The organism is Mariniflexile gromovii (assembly GCF_017814435.1).
GTDB classification, from domain to species: Bacteria; Bacteroidota; Bacteroidia; order Flavobacteriales; family Flavobacteriaceae; genus Mariniflexile; species Mariniflexile gromovii.
On record NZ_JAGJCB010000010.1, the window covers coordinates 42,601 to 62,918 of the forward strand.

Here is a 20,318-nt window from a genome sequence, read left to right on the forward strand (position 1 = left end):
TTAAACGATGTTTATTTTCAAAATCACTTAAAAATCTACTCTAAAACTCATATTTGGAGTTAGGCTAAGGGACGTATTGTTAATTTGGATAGTAGATTCTGAATCGTTTGGGTTTACTTCATAATAACGATTTATTATATTTTTAGTATTCATGAGGTTTAACACACCAACCTTCAAAGAGGCGTTAATGGATTGATAAACATTAAACTTATAACTTAACGAGGCATCCAATCGTTTAAATTCATCTAGGTTTTTACTATTAGGTGCCCCATAGTTTACATAGGTTACATTTCCTGATTGCACAGTCTCATTACCTTCTACAGGTGATGTATAAGGCTGACCAGAACGCCACATTCCACCCACTGATATTTTTAAATTTTCTAAAATATCATAATTAAAACCAACAGAAATAGAATGTCTAATATCTACATTATTTGGAAATACTGATGGTGTAAAGGTTTCAAACTTATAATCGTTAATAGAATATGTGTAGCTTACCCAAGTACTGTATTTATGGCTCGTTTTGTTAGCTAAAAACTCAAGACCTTTTACCGAATAATCTCCAATAGCGTTTATGTATTGAAAATTATTATAAAACCCTTGATTGCTTGCCGTAATGCCTTCAACTATTTTATAAAATCCAGTGACATCAATATTCAAATTATTTTGATTATAAGCAATTCCAAAAGAAGCTTGTTTACTTGTTGAAATAGGAATTGTTTGCTCGTTTGCTAATATCCAACGGCGGTTTTCAACCCCTAAAAAATCATCTTGAAAATCTACAATTTGGGTTGCAGATTGGTTTTTAAACTCACCTTCTAATTTCGCCGCAAATTGGTTTGATAATTTTTGCCTAATATTCAATCTAGGCTCCACTATGAGCTTTTGAAATTTTTGAAAATAATTAGCTCGAACCCCAATTCTAAAAAAGGTTTTATCTTTATTATATTCTGCTTGTGTGTAAAAAGCATGGTTAAGCAACACGTCTTTTTTGGTTCTATCATATTCAGGTTTTGTTACAGCAGTTTCATTTAAAATACCCGATTCGTTGAACTGATAGCCATTTAAAAGTGTTAAAAAATCATTGAGTTTATAATAGGTATTAAACTTGAAACCCGTTTCCAGCACTTCATTGGTTTGGGTTAATAGCTGGTCGGTTTCTATTCTATAATCATTGGCATCTACAGTATATTTTGAATAGTAAGCAGTAAAATGAGAACTTAATTTTGAATTCCAATCAGCCATCCAATGCCCTCCAAAACCCAGATTTTTTTGAGCCAAATTGCTTGATTTAGATTCCGTTTCATCATTTTGAGTGATACTTTCTTGATAGTCTAAATTATTATTGATACCAATAACATTAGCTCTAAATTTATGATGTTCATTTAAATCGAACAACACTTTTGCCGTGTAATCATAAAAAACAAAATCGGATGTTGTGGATTGGTTTTCTATATTTTCGCTATTGGTTTTTATATCACTATCCTGAAAACTTCTATTAAAATAATTGTCGTATGTGGGTGTATTAAAAGCATCTGTTATTGATCTTCTACCAGAAATATGTAACTCTAATTTTTTGCTTATGGGAATTTCAAAAAAAGCATCGGCACTTATCAAATTCATACCTGCGGCACCCGCAAATTTGCCTGACAATTCATTTTTAGTAAACATGTTTATGGTGCTGGAAACCCCATTACTAAACTCACTGCTTGTACCGTTTTTAGTTACAACAACCTTATTGGTCAGGTTAGGATTATAAGCTGAAATCAACCCAAAAAAATGACCGGAATGATACATTTTGATGCCATCCCAAAGCATGAGGTTTTGATCGTTAGTACCACCGCGCACATTAATATTTGCAATACTTTCATTGGTACTTTCAACCCCCGGGAGTATTTGTATGGATTGTAAAATGTCCGGTTCAGTTAAACCTGGTAATATCCCGAAATTTTTTGTGTTTAAAACCGTACTACCATCCATTAACTTTTGAAAACCTGTGGTTAAAAACTTCGTTATTAATACTTGGTTCAAAACTTCCTTATTTTCAATTAAAACAATTTGGTTGCAATGGGCTGTTTCTGAAAAGAATTGTTTTGCTATGAATTGCTGACTTTTATACCCTAGATACGAAATAGAAATTACGGCATTTAAAGAAACATCATGTAACTGAAACCTTCCTGTTTCGCTTGTAATGATTCCTTTTTTTGTATCATTTACAACTACCGAAGCTCCAAATAAGGGATCTTTATTTTCCAAAGCATATACAAATCCGCAAATTGAAATTGTTTTTTCTATAACAGATACCGTAATATACCTATCATCCAAAATTTTAAAATTCAGTAACGTTTTAGAATTAAGATAGGCAATGGTTTGTTGTAGGTTAAACTCGGGGTTTGGCTGCTCTAAAAAAACATTGGAAACATCATCAAACGCATACGAAAACTTGACATCAAACTTTTGCTCTACAGCTGTTATTATTTCCGTAAGAGGCTTTTTAGTGACGCTATTTTGAGCAAAACAAACATTAACAACAAATAAAAGTATGTAAATAATGTGTTTCTTAATTTTCATATTTATACAACGTAACTTGATTCCCTTCTATTCTATAACTTAATTTTAAAGGTATAGTGATTGATTGCAAAGCTATGTTTTTATCTTTATGTGTAAAAGTTCCTGTGAATAGTTGTGATGTATCAACGGAATCAAAAGACACTTTTAAATCATACTGTCTTTCAAGTTCGTTTACGACTTGGCTTAAAGGAATTTTATCAAAACTTGTTTCATCCTGTAACCACGATGGATTTTGGGCATTAAAATCGGCAACAGTTTCAATAGTACCATTTACCACTCTAAATGTTTTTCCCTTAGGAAGTTTAACCGTTTCGTTATTAAAAGTAACGCTTACCAAACCTTCATAACATTGTACTTCAAAATAATTATCGCGTTCTTTTACATTAAATTGAGTCCCTAAAACCTGAACGGTTCCCGCAGTTGTTGTAACAGTAAACTTTTTACCTTTGCTCACCTTAAAAAAGGCTTCACCATCTAATTCTAGGTTTCGCTTATTTTTCCACGTTTTTTTGTTGTAATTCAATTTTGATGAAGCGTTTAAAATAACTTCAGAATTATCCGGCAAGGTCAAGGTTTCGTTCTGTGCTATTTGGGTTTCAAAAGCCATGTTGTTATTAAAAAACAAGAAATATGAAGAGGTAAGCATCACTACCAAAACAGCAGCTACTTTCATAAAAGTTTTAAAATTAAGCGGAATCACTTTAGGTTCGTTTTTAGTAAGCTTTCTTTCTTTAAAAGCTGCTAATGCTTTTTGCGCATCTACTTGAGGCGCTTGCATTTGTTTGGCATAAAAAGCTATTTTCTCTAGAGTATTATTATCTTCAGATTGTTTTAATTCTTTAATATCTTGCTCCGAAAGCTCGTTATCAAACCACTTTAATATGTTGTTTTCGTTTTTCATTTTATTAACCTTTTCAACTTTAAGACAACTTCAAATATTTTTACCCTACCCTTTATTAAAAAATTCCAATAAACAAAATTCCAAATTCCAATAAAAAACAAGCATAGGCTTTGGAATTAAACCAAAAAAAATTAAATATTTTCTATATGTTCCCGTAAAATTTGTAATGCTCCAGACATTCTTTTTTCTACAGCCTTTTGAGAAATATCCAATAATTCGGCTATTTCTCTATACTTCTTACCTTCTATTCTATTTAATAAAAATACTTCCCGTTGTGCATCAGACAATAGAGAAATGGCTTGTTGAAGTTTCTTTTTAAATTCTTCTTCTTCTAAAATATAATCAGGGCTTTCATTTGTTTTATCCAAATAAGGAGTTGCCTTCGCATACTCCATAACAACCTTATTATGTTTAATAGTATTAAGAAACAAATTATTTATTGTAGTAAACAAATAAGTTTTGGCTTTTGTAAAATCTATTTTGGAGCAGTTCACCCAGATTTTAGAAAAGGCATCCTGTACAAAATCCAAAGCACCATCTTTGTCACCACATTTATAAAAAGCAAAATTACTTGCGGATTGTACGTGCTCTAGGTAAAAATTATTGAAGTAGGTTTCTTCGCAAAGTTTATTCTCATTCATTTATATGGTTTTTTTTGAGGCTGTAATATAAAAAGACTTTCACAAAAGTAGGGTAAAAATATTTTAAGTTGTCTTAACCATAAGATAACTTTAGTAGTTAAACATGAACAACTCTATTTATAAAATTGTTAAAAATATTACTATAATACTTTTAACTTCATCTATTTTAGCCGTTGTTTTGTTAAACATAGAAATAATTTTTAAAAATTAGGTAGGGTAAAAATAAATAGGGTTGTCTTACTTACACAAAGGCGAAAAGAATCGCTATGAAAAAGAAAATTTAAACAAAAAATTATTATCATGAAAAATTTAAAATTTATTACAAGTTTATTTTTAACAGCATTGTTAACATTAACATCTTGTCAGGATGAAATAGATTCAGAAAATGGGCAAAACCCAAATACAAATAACTCCGAATCTCAAACCGCAAGTAACTTAGAGCGCACTTCTATGTACGATGGAAGTTTTGACGACTTTTTAGACGGCACTTCTTGTTCCTCTATATTATTACCTGTTGTAGCAACAGTAAATGGACAACAAGTAAGCATTATATCGCAATCGGACTACCAACTTGTTTTAAACATTTTGGGTCAGTTTACAAATGATAACGATACTGTTACACTACAATTCCCATTAAGTGTTAGATTAAGTAATTACACCGAAGTTATAGTTGCAAACCAAGGAGAATATGACGCTATTATTGACGCCTGCGAAACTGCTGAAAATACTGGAAAAGATGCTATTTCTTGTTTAGATATAGATTTCCCAATTACAATTTTAACCTACAGTCTAAACTTAGAACAAACAGGTAGTTTAGTTATTCAATCAGAGCAACAATTGTATGCGTATATGAACAATATGGGCAATACAGAATTATTCTCTGTAAAATACCCTATAACAGCTACATTATCAAACAACTCAACAGTAACGCTTACTAGCGATTTGGATTTACAAGCAAGTATTGAAGATTGTTTAGATACTGAAGATGCTGAAGAAGAAGCTGAAGAAGAAGCTAAAAATCTGGAAACTATTTTAGTGAATGGTGCTTTCAAAGTACAAACTTTTATAAATGCAGGAGTAAACAAAGCTTCAGATTATGCTAATTATACTATAGATTTTGCAAACGATAAAACTTGTACCGCAATACATTCAACTTTAAGTGCCGTACAAGGAACATACAATGTTACCTCAGAAACAGAAGTATATTTAAACCTAACTTTTGCAGGGAACGCTACTTTTAACTTATTAAATAACAAATGGGAAGTAACTAGCTTTAGTAACACATCCATTTCATTAAAAAGTACTGCAAACGCTGCAATAACATTAGTTTTGACCCAAATTTAGTATCTACATAATTGTTGGTTGGTTACCAATTATGTTTATGGTGAAACGGCTGTTGGTTTGTCCAACAGTCGTTTTTAAAAAAAATAAAAGATGAAAAAAATAATAACAATGCTATTGGTTCTTGGTTTTTTAGTTTCTTGTTCAAAAGAAGATCCTACCGAAACCAAAAATGAAAACACAAAATCAGCAAACCAAAAAGGGACTGGAAGTTCTTCAAACGATTTACTTTCAGACAACATCTTTAAAAGTATGATAATTGAATTGGTTTACGTTGAAGGTTTTGAGCCTAGTCAAAATAGCATCAATAATTTTTTAAATTTTTTAAATGCCAGAACTTTTAAACCAAACGGTATTACCGTTGAAAAAAGAGCCATTGCTTCTCCGGGAAACGCCCCTTATTCCAACCAAGAAATAATTGACATAGAAGACGCAAACAGAACTAAATACAACACAAACAATCAAATAGCTGTGTGGGCATTTTTTGCCGATGGTGAATCTGCCAGCAATACCGATACCAATATTGTATTAGGAACAGCATATAGAAATACATCGTTTGTAATTTACGAAGCTACCATTCAAGATTTAAGTAACAGCCCATTTGAACCAAACCGAAATGTTTTAGAAACTACGGTAATAACCCATGAATTTGGGCATATTTTAGGGCTTACAAATTTAGGGGCAGCTATGGTTGATAATCATGAAGATACCGAACATGCTAAACATTGTAATGTTGAAAGTTGCCTTATGTATTGGGCTGCCGAAAGTGGCTCTGGATTAAGCAACTTAATGGGATCGAATTCAGCACCTCAACTAGACGCCCAATGTATTGCCGATTTACAGGCAAATGGCGGCAAATAACTAATGTATAACCAAAACAAATTATCAAAAATGAAAACAATTTTTAAAATCTTATTCATTGCAACTATTGCATTCTCTTCCAATGCGCAAACCCTTAAATCGAATACAGGACTTAAAGGCGGTTACAATTTGGCTGCTGTAAGTTTTGATGGTGAAACCGAAACCGGACAAAGACATTCCTTTCATATTGGTTTTTATGGCGAATCATTTTTATCAGAAAGTGTGGTACTACAAGTAGAATTGCTTTACTCGCAACAAGGGTATGAGTTAAAGGATAACAGCGGAACATTCACCCAAAAGCTAGATTACATCAACCTTCCTTTGATGCTAAAAATATATCCAGATGAAGCCTTCTTTTTAGAAGCAGGCCCACAAGTTGGTTTAGCAGTCTCTCACAAGGAAGAGTTTGATAGTAATTTTGGTTTATTTGACACCTCACAAGAATTCGATCCTGAAAGTTTTGATTGGGGTATAAACTTTGGTGCTGGTTTTAAAACCGAATCTGGTATTACATTAGGTGCTCGATACCATTTAGGAAAAGGAAGCATTTATGATGAAGGAAATCCTAAAAACCGTGTTTGGCAATTTTATATTGGGTTTGATTTTTAGTTGTTAAAAAGAAAATCATCTTTAACAATTCCTATTGATTGTCTTAAAAGTCAATAATGAATTATTTTGTCGCATTGAGCGCAGTCGAAATGCATAGAAAATCAAATTATGAACGTTTTCGTATGCGCTAAAACTGACAGTATTCAAGAATTTTTTACAGAAGATTTAAAATTAAGTAGGGTAAAAAGTATTTGAGTTGTCTTATTAATGAAAACGAGTTAATAAAACATTAAAATAAAAATTATGAAATCGATAAAACCAATAGTATTTCTTATAGTATTAAATATTTCATATTTAGCGAACGCACAGGATACTGAAATATCAAATAAGACCTCCATTGATAAAGAATCATATTATCAAAAAAGAGCTGAAGAAGATGCTAAATTTGAACAACAATTTAGTGCAAAAACCAAGGCTGAAGAAGAAAGTTTTTGGGAAGATCAAAAAAGCTACGAAGAGAACTTGAAAAAAAATGATAAAAAAGCCTACAAAGCCTACATGAAAGGTAAAAAAGACGCCTACGCCAATCATTATGAAGACTGCAACCACCATTGCCACCATAGTGATTATTACTATCATCATGCATCATTTTATTATTACAGATATGATGGATACCATTATGAAAGATACCCTAGAAACAGAAGCTCTATGAGTACAAATGTTAGAGTTAGCACACCAAGTGTAAGATTAGGGTTGTTCTAATTACCTCATCTTAAATTATACCTTTTTTGCCCCAATTATTTCCCAAAAAAAATAGGCTGTCTAAAATTTAGACAGCCTATTTTTGTTAACCGAAACTTTTTTATGCATCAATTTTAGCATAAACGGCATTCTTTTCAATAAACTCTCTACGAGGTGGTACTTCATCGCCCATTAACATCGAGAAGATTCTATCAGCTTCCGTACCATTATCTATTTGTACCAAACGCATGGTTCTAAACTCCGGATTCATGGTAGTATCCCATAGTTGTTCTGCGTTCATTTCTCCAAGACCTTTATAACGTTGGATGTTTACACTACCTCCAAATTCCTCAGCAATACGGTCGCGCTCTTTATCACTCCAAGCGTACTCTTTTTTGTTTCCTTTTTTAACAAGATATAAAGGCGGTGTTGCTATGTAGATATGTCCTGCCTCAATCAATTCTTTCATGTACCTAAAGAAGAAGGTTAATATTAAAGTGGCAATGTGGCTACCATCAATATCAGCATCACACATAATCACAATTTTGTGGTAACGTAATTTTGAAAGGTTTAAAGCTTTACTATCTTCTTCAGTTCCAATAGTAACACCTAAAGCCGTAAAAATATTTTTTATCTCTTCGTTTTCAAAAACCTTGTGGGTCATTGCTTTTTCAACATTCAAAATTTTACCTCTTAGTGGTAAAATAGCTTGAAAATTTCTGTCGCGACCTTGTTTTGCTGTTCCACCTGCCGAATCTCCCTCTACAAGAAACACTTCACATTTTGTAGGGTCTTGTTCTGAGCAATCACTTAATTTACCTGGTAAACCACCAAGGCTCATTACGCTTTTACGCTGTACCATATCACGCGCTTTTTGAGCTGCATGACGTGCTTGTGCTGCTAAAATTACTTTTTGAACTATTATTTTAGCATCGTCTGGATGTTCTTCTAAATAATCGGTCAACATTTCAGATACTGCCTGACTTACCGAGGCAGATACCTCACGGTTTCCTAGTTTGGTTTTCGTCTGTCCTTCAAACTGTGGCTCTTGTACTTTTACCGAAATAATGGCTGTTAAACCTTCACGAAAATCATCACCAGCAATTTCGAATTTTAGGTTTTTCAATAAGCCTGAATCATCCGCATACTTTTTTAAAGTCATAGTTAAACCTCTACGGAAACCAGACAAATGCGTTCCTCCTTCGTGTGTATTAATATTGTTTACATACGAATGTAAATTTTCGGCATATGATGTGTTGTAAACCATGGCCACCTCAACAGGCACGCCGTTTTTCTCACCTTCAAACGCAATAACATCTTTCATTAAAGGTTCTCTGTTTCCATCTAAAAACTTGATAAATTCTTTTAAACCTTCTTCTGAATGAAACGTTTCACCTTCAAAAGTACCATCATCTTTTTTGGTTCTTTTATCAACTAAATGAATGGTAATTCCTTTATTTAAATAAGCCAACTCACGCAATCTGCTTGCTAAAGTATCGTAACTATATTCCAGTGTTTGAGTAAAAATAGTAGCATCTGGCTTAAAAGTAACAGTAGTACCTCTTTTATCGGTTTCTCCAATTTGTTTTACAGGATACAAAGCTTTTCCGCGCTCGTATTCTTGCTCGTAAATTTTTCCATCTCTATAAACGGTAGCGCGTAAATGCTCAGATAAAGCGTTCACACAGCTTACACCAACACCGTGCAAACCACCAGATACTTTATACGAATCTTTATCAAACTTACCTCCTGCTCCAATTTTAGTCATTACAACCTCGAGAGCAGAAACGCCTTCTTTTTTATGTAAATCTACAGGAATACCACGTCCATCATCTTCGGTAGTAATCGAGTTGTCTTCATTAATAATTACTGTAATGTTATTACAATGTCCTGCAAGTGCCTCATCAATGGAGTTATCTACAACCTCATATACCAAATGGTGCAAACCACGTACGCCAACATCACCAATATACATGGATGGACGCATACGCACGTGTTCCATACCTTCTAATGCCTGAATACTATCGGCAGAATAATTGTGCTTATTAAATTCTTCTTTTGCTTCGCTCATATTATAATTTAATATTGTTTAATTTCTAAGTTTTACCGCATAAAAAAAGATGCCTTTTTGCATCCTTCTGAATACAAACAAATATACAAAAATATCAGCCTTTTAAAAAGCATTTCATCGACTCATTTATATAATTATCAACATTTGTTAATTACTCAAAAGTGTCTTAAATTGCCTAAAAAGCGCCTTAAAATTGATTTTGGATTGGTTTTTTCGCTTTTAAAATCCACAAAAACACAAAGTGCCTTAAAACTTAAATTTTTGGGTTTTTAATGATTTGATAAATAGAATATTTCACCTACAAAACACTTTAAAAGTAAATTTATTAGGGTTTTCCCTAAGCTTTAATTTCTATGTTTTTCCCTTAAAAAAAACGTATTCTCGAAAAGTAATTTAGCATTATAACTTTTAAACGCTATTAATCATGAAAACAATTATTTTAAACTTTACTTTTTTACTATGTAGTGCAACTTTAATTGCACAAACCACTTGGACTGTTGATAACCGCCCAGGAACCACCGCACAATTCAGTTCTGTGCAAGCAGCGCATGATGCGGCTCAATCTGGAGATTTCATCTATGTTCACCCTTCACCAAATTCGTACGGAGTATTATCAATTAAAAAAACAATACACTTGAGAGGTATTGGGCACAGTCCTGAACTTGCCAATGGTGATCATGCATCTATGCAGTCTATAACCCTATCTAGAAATACCACAGAAGCCACCAGCTCTTCAAATTCAACCATTTCAGGTTTGGAAATTGGTGTCATTCAAGATGGCAATGAAGCAGCCTTTAGCAACATACTTATACAGAATAATAGAATCAATAATTTAAATTTTTACCAAGTCTATAACTTTATTATACAGGGAAATGTTTTCAATACGACTTCTGCGTATTCCATCATTTTCAACACGCCATCACATGCCAATAACATTATTTCCCACAACATTTTCAACACTATATCCAATACAAGTCCAACACTCGCTGTTTTGAATAGCTTAGTAGCCTCTGACACTGTTTCGAACAATTTGTTTATTATGAATTTTAATGGTGCCACCAATACTTTCTTCAACAACTGCAACAACCCAACGGTTAACAACAATATGTTTGTTTTAGGAGCTGCTGCTGTGATATCATCCATCAACACGAACAACAGCACTATTAACTTTCAAAATTGCTTAACTTTTGATTATGGCGGACAATCCATTTCAGCTTTAAACGGCACCACTAATTTAAACAATACCAATCCGCAGTTTGTTAATATTGGCACTCCTACCAATCCTGATTTTGCATACACCAAAAGTTATAAATTACAGGTAGGTTCTCCAGCCATTGCCTCAGGAAGTGACGGGTCTGATTTGGGTATTTACGGACAAGGATTTTTATTTCAAATGAAAGGCTACCCTTTTGATTTGCCTTACCCAACCAGCATAAACATCAACAATGCCGTTGTTGAAGCCGGTGGAAACCTAGAAGTTGTTTTTAAAGCGAATGCCAATGTTGAAAATTAAAAACATACGGATATGAAATCTAAACTTATAGGCTGTGTTTTGCTTTTTATTAGCTTCATTGTTAATTCGCAAAATACAATTACCGATATAGAATACTTTTTTGATACCGACCCAGGTATTGGAAATGCCACAGTGGTTGATGTTTCAAATTCAGCTAATTTAAATGAGACTGTTTCAATGCCAATCAATAGTTTACCTTCTGGCATTCACATTTTACACATGCGAACCAAAAACAATTTAAACAAATGGAGTTTTTATGCACGCCAAACTTTTTATATTGCAAATTTTTCATCTGTTTTAGATAATACCGTAACCGCAGTCGAATATTTTTTTGATACCGACCCGGGAATTGGCAATGCAGAACCTTTAAGCATCTCCAACGGTACAAGTTTAAACAACACGTTTGCAATTCCTTTAAATTCTGTTAGTTCTGGCATTCATTTATTACATATCAGAACTAAAAACAATGCAAACCAATGGAGTTTGTATGCACGCCAAACGTTTTACATCGCCAACTTTTCATCGGTTTTAAACAATACCATCACAGAAGCTGAATATTTTTTTGACACAGACCCTGGAGTTGGCAACGCAGAACCTTTAAGCATCTCCAACGGTATAAGCTTAAACAACACATTTACAATTCCTTTGAATTCGGTAAGCACTGGTATTCATATCTTGCACATTCGGGTTAAAAACAATTTTAACCAATGGAGCTTATACGGAAGACAAGTGTTTTATAAATCGGCCCAAATTAGCAATAATACTATTGTTGCCGCTGAGTTTTTTATTGATACCGACCCAGGTGTTGGAAACGCAACTGCCATAGCCTTAACTGAAGGTGCCACGGTTGATGAAACGTTAAACATCCCTATTCCTAATAATTTATCAGAGGGCGACCATATTTTACACATTCGTGTTCAAAATAGTAATGGCACGTGGAGTTTATATGGAAAACCAGAATTTAGCACTACGCTTTCAAACGAGGAAACGGCATTTAAAGACTTTAAAATATATCCAAACCCCGTTGAAAATATTTTGCATCTATCAATTCAAAACAACACGATTGAACACATACAATTGGTTGATATGAGTGGTCGGGTAATTCTAGAAACTTCAAAAAATATGGAGCAACTCAACCTTTCTAAATTACCAACAGGACTATACTTACTTCAAATTAAAACACATGGCGGCAGCATTTCAAAAAAAATAATAAAGAAGTAAATAAATTAATTACATTTAAATAACCATTCATATTATTTAGAATGAAATATTTTACATTCATAGGCTTTTTGTTATGCTATCAAATAAGCATTTCGCAACATGACAGCATAAACGCCACCTTGCTTTCAAATAAAGTCTATGAAAATGAAAAACGCTTTGAAAATTGCACAAACAAAGCATGCCAGATAAAAGAATCATTTCTGAATGCGGAATATTTTTTAGAAGAGGATGATATTTTTTCTTCTCAAAACTGGCTAGATAAAACCAAAAACTTGATTTCTTTAAAAGAAGTTGATACAACAACGGTATTTGTTCACAGCTTACAATCTGAACTTTTCTATTACAACGGGTTGCATCAATTTGCTATAAATGAAGCTGACAAAGCACTTATAACCGCCCATAAATTAAAGGACAGCTTACTCATTTCTAATGGCTATTTTTTTAAAGGAATCAATTTAATGGAATTGAACAAGCTAAATGAAGCTGAAAAGTTCTTGTGGAAATCTAGAAACTTTCAACCAAAAAACGTTCAAAAAACATATTTAAGAAGTTCCATTTTAAACGAACACATTTACAACAACATAGCACAATTAAAACAACACCTTAAGCAAACCGACTCTGCAATTTTTTACAACACAAAAGCGTATTGGTATGCCAAAAAAAGCCATAGCAAAAGAGGCATTCCTAATACTGAACAAACGTTTGCTCAGATATATTTGGAGCAAAACGACACCGAAAATGCATTGCTCTACTTAAACAAAAGCATACTTTCTGCCCAAAAAAGTAACTATTTTGATGTTGTGTTGGTCAACTACGGTCTTATGCTGCATTGTTACCTTAATAATGAGGAAAAAACAAATTTATGGTTTCAAAAAGCACTTGATTTAATAAACGAAAAGAAGATAAATATAACCTATCAAACGTATTTTTATGAAATAGCTATAAAAGCCTTCAAAAAAAGCAACCAAGTAAAAAACTTAACCTTTGCACAAGACAAATTAATTAGAATCAACGAAGATATTTCCTTAATAAACAATAGCTACATTCAAAATATCACCAAGAAATATTTTGAAAATGAAAACAAACTGCTTAAGCAAGAATTGGATTTAATTAAAAACCAAAGGGAAAAACAGATTTACTTCATTGCCAGTGTTGGTTTAATTATATTTTCTTTGGGCATTTGGTTTTTCTTTATACAGAAACAAAAAATCAAGAACAAAGAAATCATTACACTACAACAACAAAAAGAAATTGCCAAATTAGAAGCCTTAATGGATGGCGAAGAAAAAGAACGCATGCGTTTAGCGCAGGATTTGCACGATGGCATCAATGGCGATTTATCATACATAAAATACCATCTATCAAGCATTGAATACGAATCATTATCAAATGAAAACAAAACCCTTTTCGACAAGTCGATTGATATGATTGACTATTCATGTGACCAAGTTCGAAACATATCACACAACCTTTCACCAACCACCATTAATGATTTTGGACTTATAACTTCCCTGAAAAATTACTGCAATAAACTTGAGGGCTTTCATCCTATAAAAATAAATTTTCAACACTTTGGAAATGACATCAAACTATCAAAAAACATAGAAACTGTTATTTATAGGATTATACAAGAACTGGTTAACAACATCATAAAACACGCCGATGCTTCTGAAGCTGTCGTTCAAATAAATTCATATGATGACAACCTATTTATCACTGTTGAAGATAACGGAAAGGGATTTGAAAGTTCTCAAAAAAACGCTGGTATTGGATTGAAAAACATTGCATCACGTATTGCTTTTTTAAACGCAACACTTGAAGAAGAACACAACGCAAATGGCACTACCTTTACCATTAACATAGATTTAAACAACATTCCAAAAACATGATAACTGCAGCTATAACAGACGACCATATTATGGTAGTTGAGGGTTTAAAAACCATGTTAAAACAAGTTGAAGACATTCAAATTATCAACACGTACCATTGTGTAAATGATACCGTTGATGGCCTACAAACCACACTACCAGAAGTTTTGTTATTAGATATAAACCTACCCGATGGCAACGGCATTCATTTATGCAAACAACTTAAAGACACGTATAAGGAGCTAAAAATTATTGCCTTGTCCAATTACGAAGACATTTCATTCATCAAACAAATTATTAAAAATGGCGCCTCTGGATATTTGCTAAAAAACACCAATAAAACAGAGTTGATCAACGCTATAAAAGCCGTAAAAAATAACCAATTATTTCTACCGGAAAAACTTCAACGCATGCTTCTTAACGATTCATTAGGAAAACCAACCAACAGCTCGTTTTTCATTCCAACATTAACCAGACGTGAAAAAGAAGTTTTAGAATTAATCATTAAAGAACACACTACCGAAGAAATTGCAACCCTATTATTCATCACTTCAAAAACCGTAGAAGCGCACCGTAGCAATCTTATTCAAAAATTAGAAGTAAAAAATGTTGCAGGATTGGTTAGAGTTGCTATTGAAAAAGGATTGATTTAATGAATTTCCCAAAACACACAAACCTAAATTTTCAATACTCTCCCGTATTTTATAAAAACCAACCAATTATATCTAAATTTTCTATTAATTTGATAATACCGCGTAGGATATAAGAAAAAATAGTGCTTGATATGTTATTTCTGTATATATTTGGCATGTAAAAAAACAACCATGTTAAATAACAACAATAATAATTTCAATAATCCTAATTTTTAGGGTTCGGAAGGTTATTGTTTAAAAATATATAAAGCCTTCCGATTGTGGAAGGCTTTTTTTAATTTAAAACTATTAGAAATGAGTAAAATTATGACAGTCGACGTATTGTCGAGTATTAAAGGAGCACAACCCAGTGAGGCGGTGAACAAGTTATTTGAGGTTATTAAAAATGCACAACCTACAAATAATAATTCTTTTAATATTAATCATAATAATAACGTGTCTTTAAACGATTTAAGAGACGACGTAGTGATTGAAAGTTCTGCATTGGAAAAGCAAATCATTATTGAAAATTTTCCGAAAGAGAAAAAAGGCTATTTAGTGGTTTCTAAAGTTATAGAAGAATAATTATGGAATCTCAGATACACAAAATACACCAACAACTGGTGAACAAAGAAATTACTTGTACAAGCTTGGTACAAGAAAAACTGAACTTATTAAAAGCCAATACCAACAACACCGTAAACACTTTATTAGATACCTTGGCGTTAGATTTAGCCGCCAAAGTAGATGCTAAAATTGCAAATGGCGAAACCATTGGTTTATTAGAAGGCATCCCGTTTGGTATTAAAGATGTGTACATGGTACAGGGTACTTACACTACGGCGAGTTCAGATTTGCTTAAAAATTATAAATCGGCCTACACCGCCACGGCCATTCAAAAATTATTGGATGCAGGTGCTATTCCGTTAGTAAAAGAAAATTGTGATAGTTTTGGTCATGGTTCTTCTAGTGAAAACACCATTTTTGGCGCTGTTAAAAACGCCATTAACCCCGATTTAGTGGGTGGTGGTTCCAGTGGTGGTTCCGCGGTCAATGTGGCCAAAGATTACACCGTTTTTTCTATTGGAGGCGATACCGGTGGTTCCGTGCGCCAACCTGCGGGTTACAACCATGTATATGGATTAAAACCAACTTACGGGCGTATTTCCCGCTACGGATTGATGGCCTACGCATCTTCTACCGATTGTGTGGGACCTATCGCTAAATCCATTGAAGATATTCGTATTGTGTTGAATGTGATGAGCGGTAAAGACGCGAAAGATCAAACTACATACGCTTCCGCCGAAATTAAAGAAGCAAGTATCTCAAATTCAAACGGTATTAAAACCATCGGATATTTTAAAAATTTCGTTGAAAGCGATGCGATCGACCCAAAAATTAAAGCTGATTTTTTAGCAACTATTGAAAAAATAAAAGCCAAAGGCATTGAAGTAAAAGAGTTGGATTTCTTTAAATCGGATATTTTAGTTTCAACCTATTACACCTTGGCAATGGCTGAAACGGCTTCTAACCTATCACGATTGGATGGTAGCAACTACGGAAACCGCATTGAAGATAAAAACCTTAAAGAATCTTACGCTGTAACGCGTTCAGAGAATTTTTCAGAAGAAACCAAACGACGTATTGTGGGTGGTAACCAAGTATTATCTCAAGGGTTTTCAGATGAAATTTATTTAAAAGGTTTAGCGCTTCGTGATGCTATTTCAGAAAATTTTGAAAACGATTTTAAAGAGGTTGATATAATTTTATCTCCGGTTACACCAAGTACACCTCCAAAAATTGGAGATAGTTTAAAAGACCCACACGCTATGTATTTAAGCGATGCTTATACGGTTGGGTTTAGCTTAGGGCAACTGCCAACGCTTACCGCTCCACAAGGCACCGAAACAGGCGTACAAATTACAGCCGCTAAAAATAACGACGAACTTGTTTTGAAGTTTGCTAACTTCTTAAAAGACACGATATAATGGAATTAGAGCAATTAGACGCAGCACTTAAAGCACACGATTTAGAGTTAGTAATCGGACTGGAAACACACGTTCGATTAAATACCAAAACCAAATTATTTTGTTCTTGCCCAAACCAAGAGATTGAAACCCCAAACCAAAACATTTGTTCGGTTTGTACCGGGCAAATGGGCGTTTTACCTGCCATTAATAAAGAAGCCATTACCAAGGCTATTTATTTTGGGAAAGCGGTAAAATCATCGTTTGAAAATGAAGTAATTTCTTGGGACAGAAAGCATTACGAATACCCCGATAACCCGAAAAATATTCAAATTACGCAGTTTCACAACCCTGTGATTCCTGATGGTCAAGTGTCTTGTTTCCGTAACGATGGAAGTCAGTTTACGGTAAATTTAACCCAAGTTCATATTGAAGAAGATGCCGCTAAATTGATGCACGAAAAAACGGTTTCGTTGGTCGATTTCAACAAAGCCGGTGTACCATTAATTGAAATTGTAACCGAACCATGCATTCGCCATATTGAAGATGCTTCTATTTACGCACAATACATTCAACGTATTGTTCAAAATTTAAAAATATCGGAGGCTAATCTTGAAAAAGGTGAGTTTAAATCGGATGTTTCGGTATCGCTTCGTAAAAAACACAGTTACACGTTAAACCCACGTACGGAGATCAAAAACTTAAACTCGTTTAAGTTTATGGTGGACGCTTTAAAGGAAGAAGTTGAAAAACAACTTAACTATTTCTTAGAGCATAAAGAATTTAGACCCGACCAAACCACGGTTTTATGGGATGCCGATTTAAAGCAAACCAAAACCATGCGTAAAAAGGAATTTGAGGCCGATTACCGTTTTATTTCGGAACCCGATTTACCCTTTGTAAACATTAAAGAAGCTGTTGAAGCCATTAAAGTAGATACCAGAACACTTCCTTTTGCGGTAGAATCTATTTTGATAAACGGTGGCGTATTACCACAAGATGCCAAATTCTTTACCGCCGATTCGTTACGCTCGGAAACCTTCGTTGCGATTCATAATGAATTGAACGATGCCTCGTTTGTTGCAAAAACTTTATCAAACAATATAAAACCAGAGGAATACGCCCAAATTCAAAATATTCAAGATTTTATTGAGATTTTCAAAAGTTTCAAAGAAGAAAAAGTAACGGTTGTATTGGTTCAAAATGCCATTAAATCATTGTTGGCCGATGCTACGTTTGATTATAAAAGCTATTTTGAAGCCAACACCATTTCCGAAGAAAAAATCTACGATGCCATCGCCAAAGTTATTTCAGAAAATGAAGCGATTGCCAACGACATTAAAGCTGGAAACCAAGGAAAAGCAGGTATTTTAGTTGGAAAAATTATTGCGATTATTGGAAAAGGTGCGTCGGGGAAAGTAATTCGTGAGGGAATTTTGAGTCAGTTAGCGGGGGGAAATGACGGAAGTACGAAGACTGAAGACGGAAGCGATGAAAAGCCAAAAGCCAAAAGTCAAAAGCAAGAAGCTAAAGATGAAGAAGTATTACCTCAAATTCCCATCATTGTAAAAGAAGAATACAGAACGCATTTAATTTCGGGTATTTCTGAAGCTAACATTTCAGAAAAAGTAACCTTTGCAGGTTGGGTATCTAGTGTACGCGACCATGGTGAATTGATTTTTATAGATTTACGCGATTCGAGTACTGAAGTATTCCAAGTGCGTTTAAGTAGAGAATCGTTCCCTAATTTGGACGAATTGGTGAAGTTAAAACCAGAGTCTGTAATAACAGTTTCAGGCACCATCGTACAACGTAAAGAAGACGATTATAACACGGCGTTACGTACTGGAAAAATAGAATTGGAAGCGAACGAACTGGATATTTTAAACCTATCTAGAACCTTACCTTTTGAAATAAAACGTGCGACCAAAACCAACGAAAACACCCGTTTTCAATACAAGTATTTAGACCATAGAAATGACGATGTACGTCGTGTGATTGTTAACCGTCATAAAGTGATCAAACTTCTGCGCGATATTTTAGATGAAGAACATTTCTTGGAAATTGAAACACCTATTTTAAGTGCGGGAACTGATGAAGGTGCACGCGAATTTATAGTACCTACCCGTAAACAACCGGGTGCATTTTACACCTTGCCGCAAGCACCTCAACAATTCAAACAAATGTTGATGGTAAGTGGTTATGAAAAGTATTTCCAAATTGCACGTTGTTTTAGAGATGAAGATTCTCGTGGTGATCGCCAACCGGAATTTACGCAGTTGGATATCGAAATGGCTTATGCCAGCATGCAACAAATCATCGATTTGAACACCAAAATGTTTAATGAGGTGGTAACAAAAATATATGGTAACAAATGGATATTACGTCCGTTTGAAGTGATTACTTACCAAGATGCCATGGATTTTTACGGTTGTGATAGACCCGATTTACGTTTCGGTTTAAAACTTCAAGACATTACCAACATTGTAAAAGATACCACGTTCCAAGTGTTTAGTAAACCTATTGAAGAAGGTGGTATTGTAAAATGTATTAAGGTTTCGGCTGAAGAACAAGGCAACAAACGTTTATCTAAAGGGCAAATTGAAAAACTTACAGGTATTGCCCAACAACATGGTTTAGGTGGTTTGGCTTATATTATTGTAAATGAAAACGATTTACAATCGCCTATCATTAAGTTTTTAGGTGAAGATATCGCTGCGGGCATTATTAAAGCCACCAATGCGCAAGTAGGCGATATTGTGTTTTTCTCGGCGGCCGATTATACCACTGCCAATAAAGCATTGGATGCAGTACGTCAAGAACTTGGTAAAATGTTGCATTTAATCAATCCGAAGGAATTACGCCCTGCGTGGGTAATTGATTTCCCGATGTTTGAAAAAACCGATGAAGGACGCTGGACCTTTACCCACAACCCATTCTCAATGCCTGCGGTGTATGATATTGAAAAACACATGAACGGTAAAGAGGAAGAAATAGGAAGCATCATTGCCCAACAATATGATTTAATTTTAAACGGTTACGAAATTGGAGGTGGCTCGGTGCGTGCACACAAACCCGAAATTTTAGAAGCTACCTACAAAAACATGGGCTACAACAAAGAAGAAATGCTAAAAAGTGTTGGCACGATGTATAAAGCCTTCCATTATGGCGCGCCACCACACGGTGGTATTGCATGGGGTGTAGACCGTTTGATGATGATTTTAGAGAAAAAAGCATCCATACGTGAAGTAATGGCATTCCCAAAAACAGGAACCAGCGAAGATTTATTATTTGGCGCCCCTTCCCTACTTTCTGACAAGAAAATTGAAGAAATGAATGTACGTGTTATGAAGAAATAAGGTGTATTTGAGTTAATCTTTATTGCTTTTAAAGCAAAGGTCCATGTCCATAATATTTAATTTTAATAAAAAATATATGGAA

General features: G+C 34.0%; 15 protein-coding genes. 11 read left to right on the forward strand and 4 right to left on the reverse strand.

Going from position 1 to position 20,318, the window contains the following annotated elements; genetic code table 11:
• Positions 1-27: 27 nt before the first annotated feature.
• The 3 genes from J8H85_RS11240 to J8H85_RS11250 form a co-directional block, all read right to left on the reverse strand.
• Complete coding sequence (locus J8H85_RS11240; RefSeq protein ID WP_209655292.1) at positions 28-2,571, reverse strand: TonB-dependent receptor plug domain-containing protein; 2,544 nt, start codon at positions 2,569-2,571, stop codon at positions 28-30.
• Entirely contained in the window at positions 2,561-3,472 is a 912-nt protein-coding gene (locus J8H85_RS11245; RefSeq protein ID WP_209655293.1) for a FecR family protein, read from the reverse strand. The genes J8H85_RS11240 and J8H85_RS11245 overlap by 11 nt, the downstream gene beginning before the upstream one ends.
• A 131-nt stretch (positions 3,473-3,603) precedes the next feature.
• Positions 3,604-4,113, reverse strand: coding sequence for an RNA polymerase sigma factor (locus J8H85_RS11250; protein WP_209655294.1), 510 nt, complete (start codon positions 4,111-4,113; stop codon positions 3,604-3,606).
• A gap of 300 nt (positions 4,114-4,413) precedes the next feature.
• On the opposite strand from J8H85_RS11250, the gene J8H85_RS11255 reads away from it, so the two are divergent.
• The 4 genes from J8H85_RS11255 to J8H85_RS11270 all read left to right on the forward strand — a co-directional run bounded on the left by J8H85_RS11255 (position 4,414) and on the right by J8H85_RS11270 (position 7,626).
• A complete protein-coding gene (locus J8H85_RS11255) occupies positions 4,414-5,457 on the forward strand; it encodes a hypothetical protein (RefSeq protein ID WP_209655295.1) in 1,044 nt (347 codons plus the stop codon).
• 90 nt (positions 5,458-5,547) lie between these two features.
• Positions 5,548-6,315 (forward strand): zinc metalloprotease, encoded by a 768-nt coding sequence (locus J8H85_RS11260; protein WP_209655296.1) that lies wholly within the window; start codon positions 5,548-5,550, stop codon positions 6,313-6,315.
• A gap of 30 nt (positions 6,316-6,345) precedes the next feature.
• Positions 6,346-6,924 (forward strand): porin family protein, encoded by a 579-nt coding sequence (locus J8H85_RS11265; RefSeq protein ID WP_209655297.1) that lies wholly within the window; start codon positions 6,346-6,348, stop codon positions 6,922-6,924.
• Positions 6,925-7,167: 243 nt separating this feature from the next.
• On the forward strand, positions 7,168-7,626 hold the full coding sequence (locus J8H85_RS11270; RefSeq protein ID WP_209655298.1) for a hypothetical protein: 459 nt from the start codon (positions 7,168-7,170) through the stop codon (positions 7,624-7,626).
• Positions 7,627-7,726: 100 nt separating this feature from the next.
• Here J8H85_RS11270 and gyrB read toward each other — a convergent pair whose 3' ends face one another.
• The gene (gene gyrB / locus J8H85_RS11275; RefSeq protein WP_209655299.1) at positions 7,727-9,676 is read right to left on the reverse strand and encodes a DNA topoisomerase (ATP-hydrolyzing) subunit B; all 1,950 of its coding nucleotides are present in this window, start codon (positions 9,674-9,676) and stop codon (positions 7,727-7,729) included.
• 424 nt (positions 9,677-10,100) lie between these two features.
• Between gyrB and J8H85_RS11280 the strand changes: the two genes are divergently transcribed.
• The 7 genes from J8H85_RS11280 (at position 10,101) to gatB/aspS (ending at position 20,236) form a co-directional block, all read left to right on the forward strand.
• Positions 10,101-11,189, forward strand: a complete 1,089-nt coding sequence (locus J8H85_RS11280) for a right-handed parallel beta-helix repeat-containing protein (RefSeq protein ID WP_209655300.1) — start codon at positions 10,101-10,103, stop codon at positions 11,187-11,189.
• A gap of 12 nt (positions 11,190-11,201) precedes the next feature.
• On the forward strand, positions 11,202-12,410 hold the full coding sequence (locus J8H85_RS11285) for a T9SS type A sorting domain-containing protein (protein WP_209655301.1): 1,209 nt from the start codon (positions 11,202-11,204) through the stop codon (positions 12,408-12,410).
• Between the two features lie 41 nt (positions 12,411-12,451).
• The gene (locus tag J8H85_RS11290; protein WP_209655302.1) at positions 12,452-14,299 is read left to right on the forward strand and encodes a sensor histidine kinase; all 1,848 of its coding nucleotides are present in this window, start codon (positions 12,452-12,454) and stop codon (positions 14,297-14,299) included.
• The gene (locus J8H85_RS11295) at positions 14,296-14,931 is read left to right on the forward strand and encodes a response regulator (RefSeq protein ID WP_209655303.1); all 636 of its coding nucleotides are present in this window, start codon (positions 14,296-14,298) and stop codon (positions 14,929-14,931) included. The genes J8H85_RS11290 and J8H85_RS11295 overlap by 4 nt, the downstream gene beginning before the upstream one ends.
• Before the next feature lie 294 nt (positions 14,932-15,225).
• Positions 15,226-15,495 (forward strand): Asp-tRNA(Asn)/Glu-tRNA(Gln) amidotransferase subunit GatC, encoded by a 270-nt coding sequence (locus tag J8H85_RS11300; RefSeq protein ID WP_209655304.1) that lies wholly within the window; start codon positions 15,226-15,228, stop codon positions 15,493-15,495.
• Between the two features lie 2 nt (positions 15,496-15,497).
• On the forward strand, positions 15,498-16,898 hold the full coding sequence (locus J8H85_RS11305) for an amidase family protein (RefSeq protein ID WP_209655305.1): 1,401 nt from the start codon (positions 15,498-15,500) through the stop codon (positions 16,896-16,898).
• On the forward strand, positions 16,898-20,236 hold the full coding sequence (gene gatB/aspS / locus J8H85_RS11310) for a bifunctional amidotransferase subunit GatB/aspartate--tRNA ligase AspS (protein ID WP_209655306.1): 3,339 nt from the start codon (positions 16,898-16,900) through the stop codon (positions 20,234-20,236). The genes J8H85_RS11305 and gatB/aspS overlap by 1 nt, the downstream gene beginning before the upstream one ends.
• The last annotated feature ends 82 nt before the right edge of the window (positions 20,237-20,318 follow it).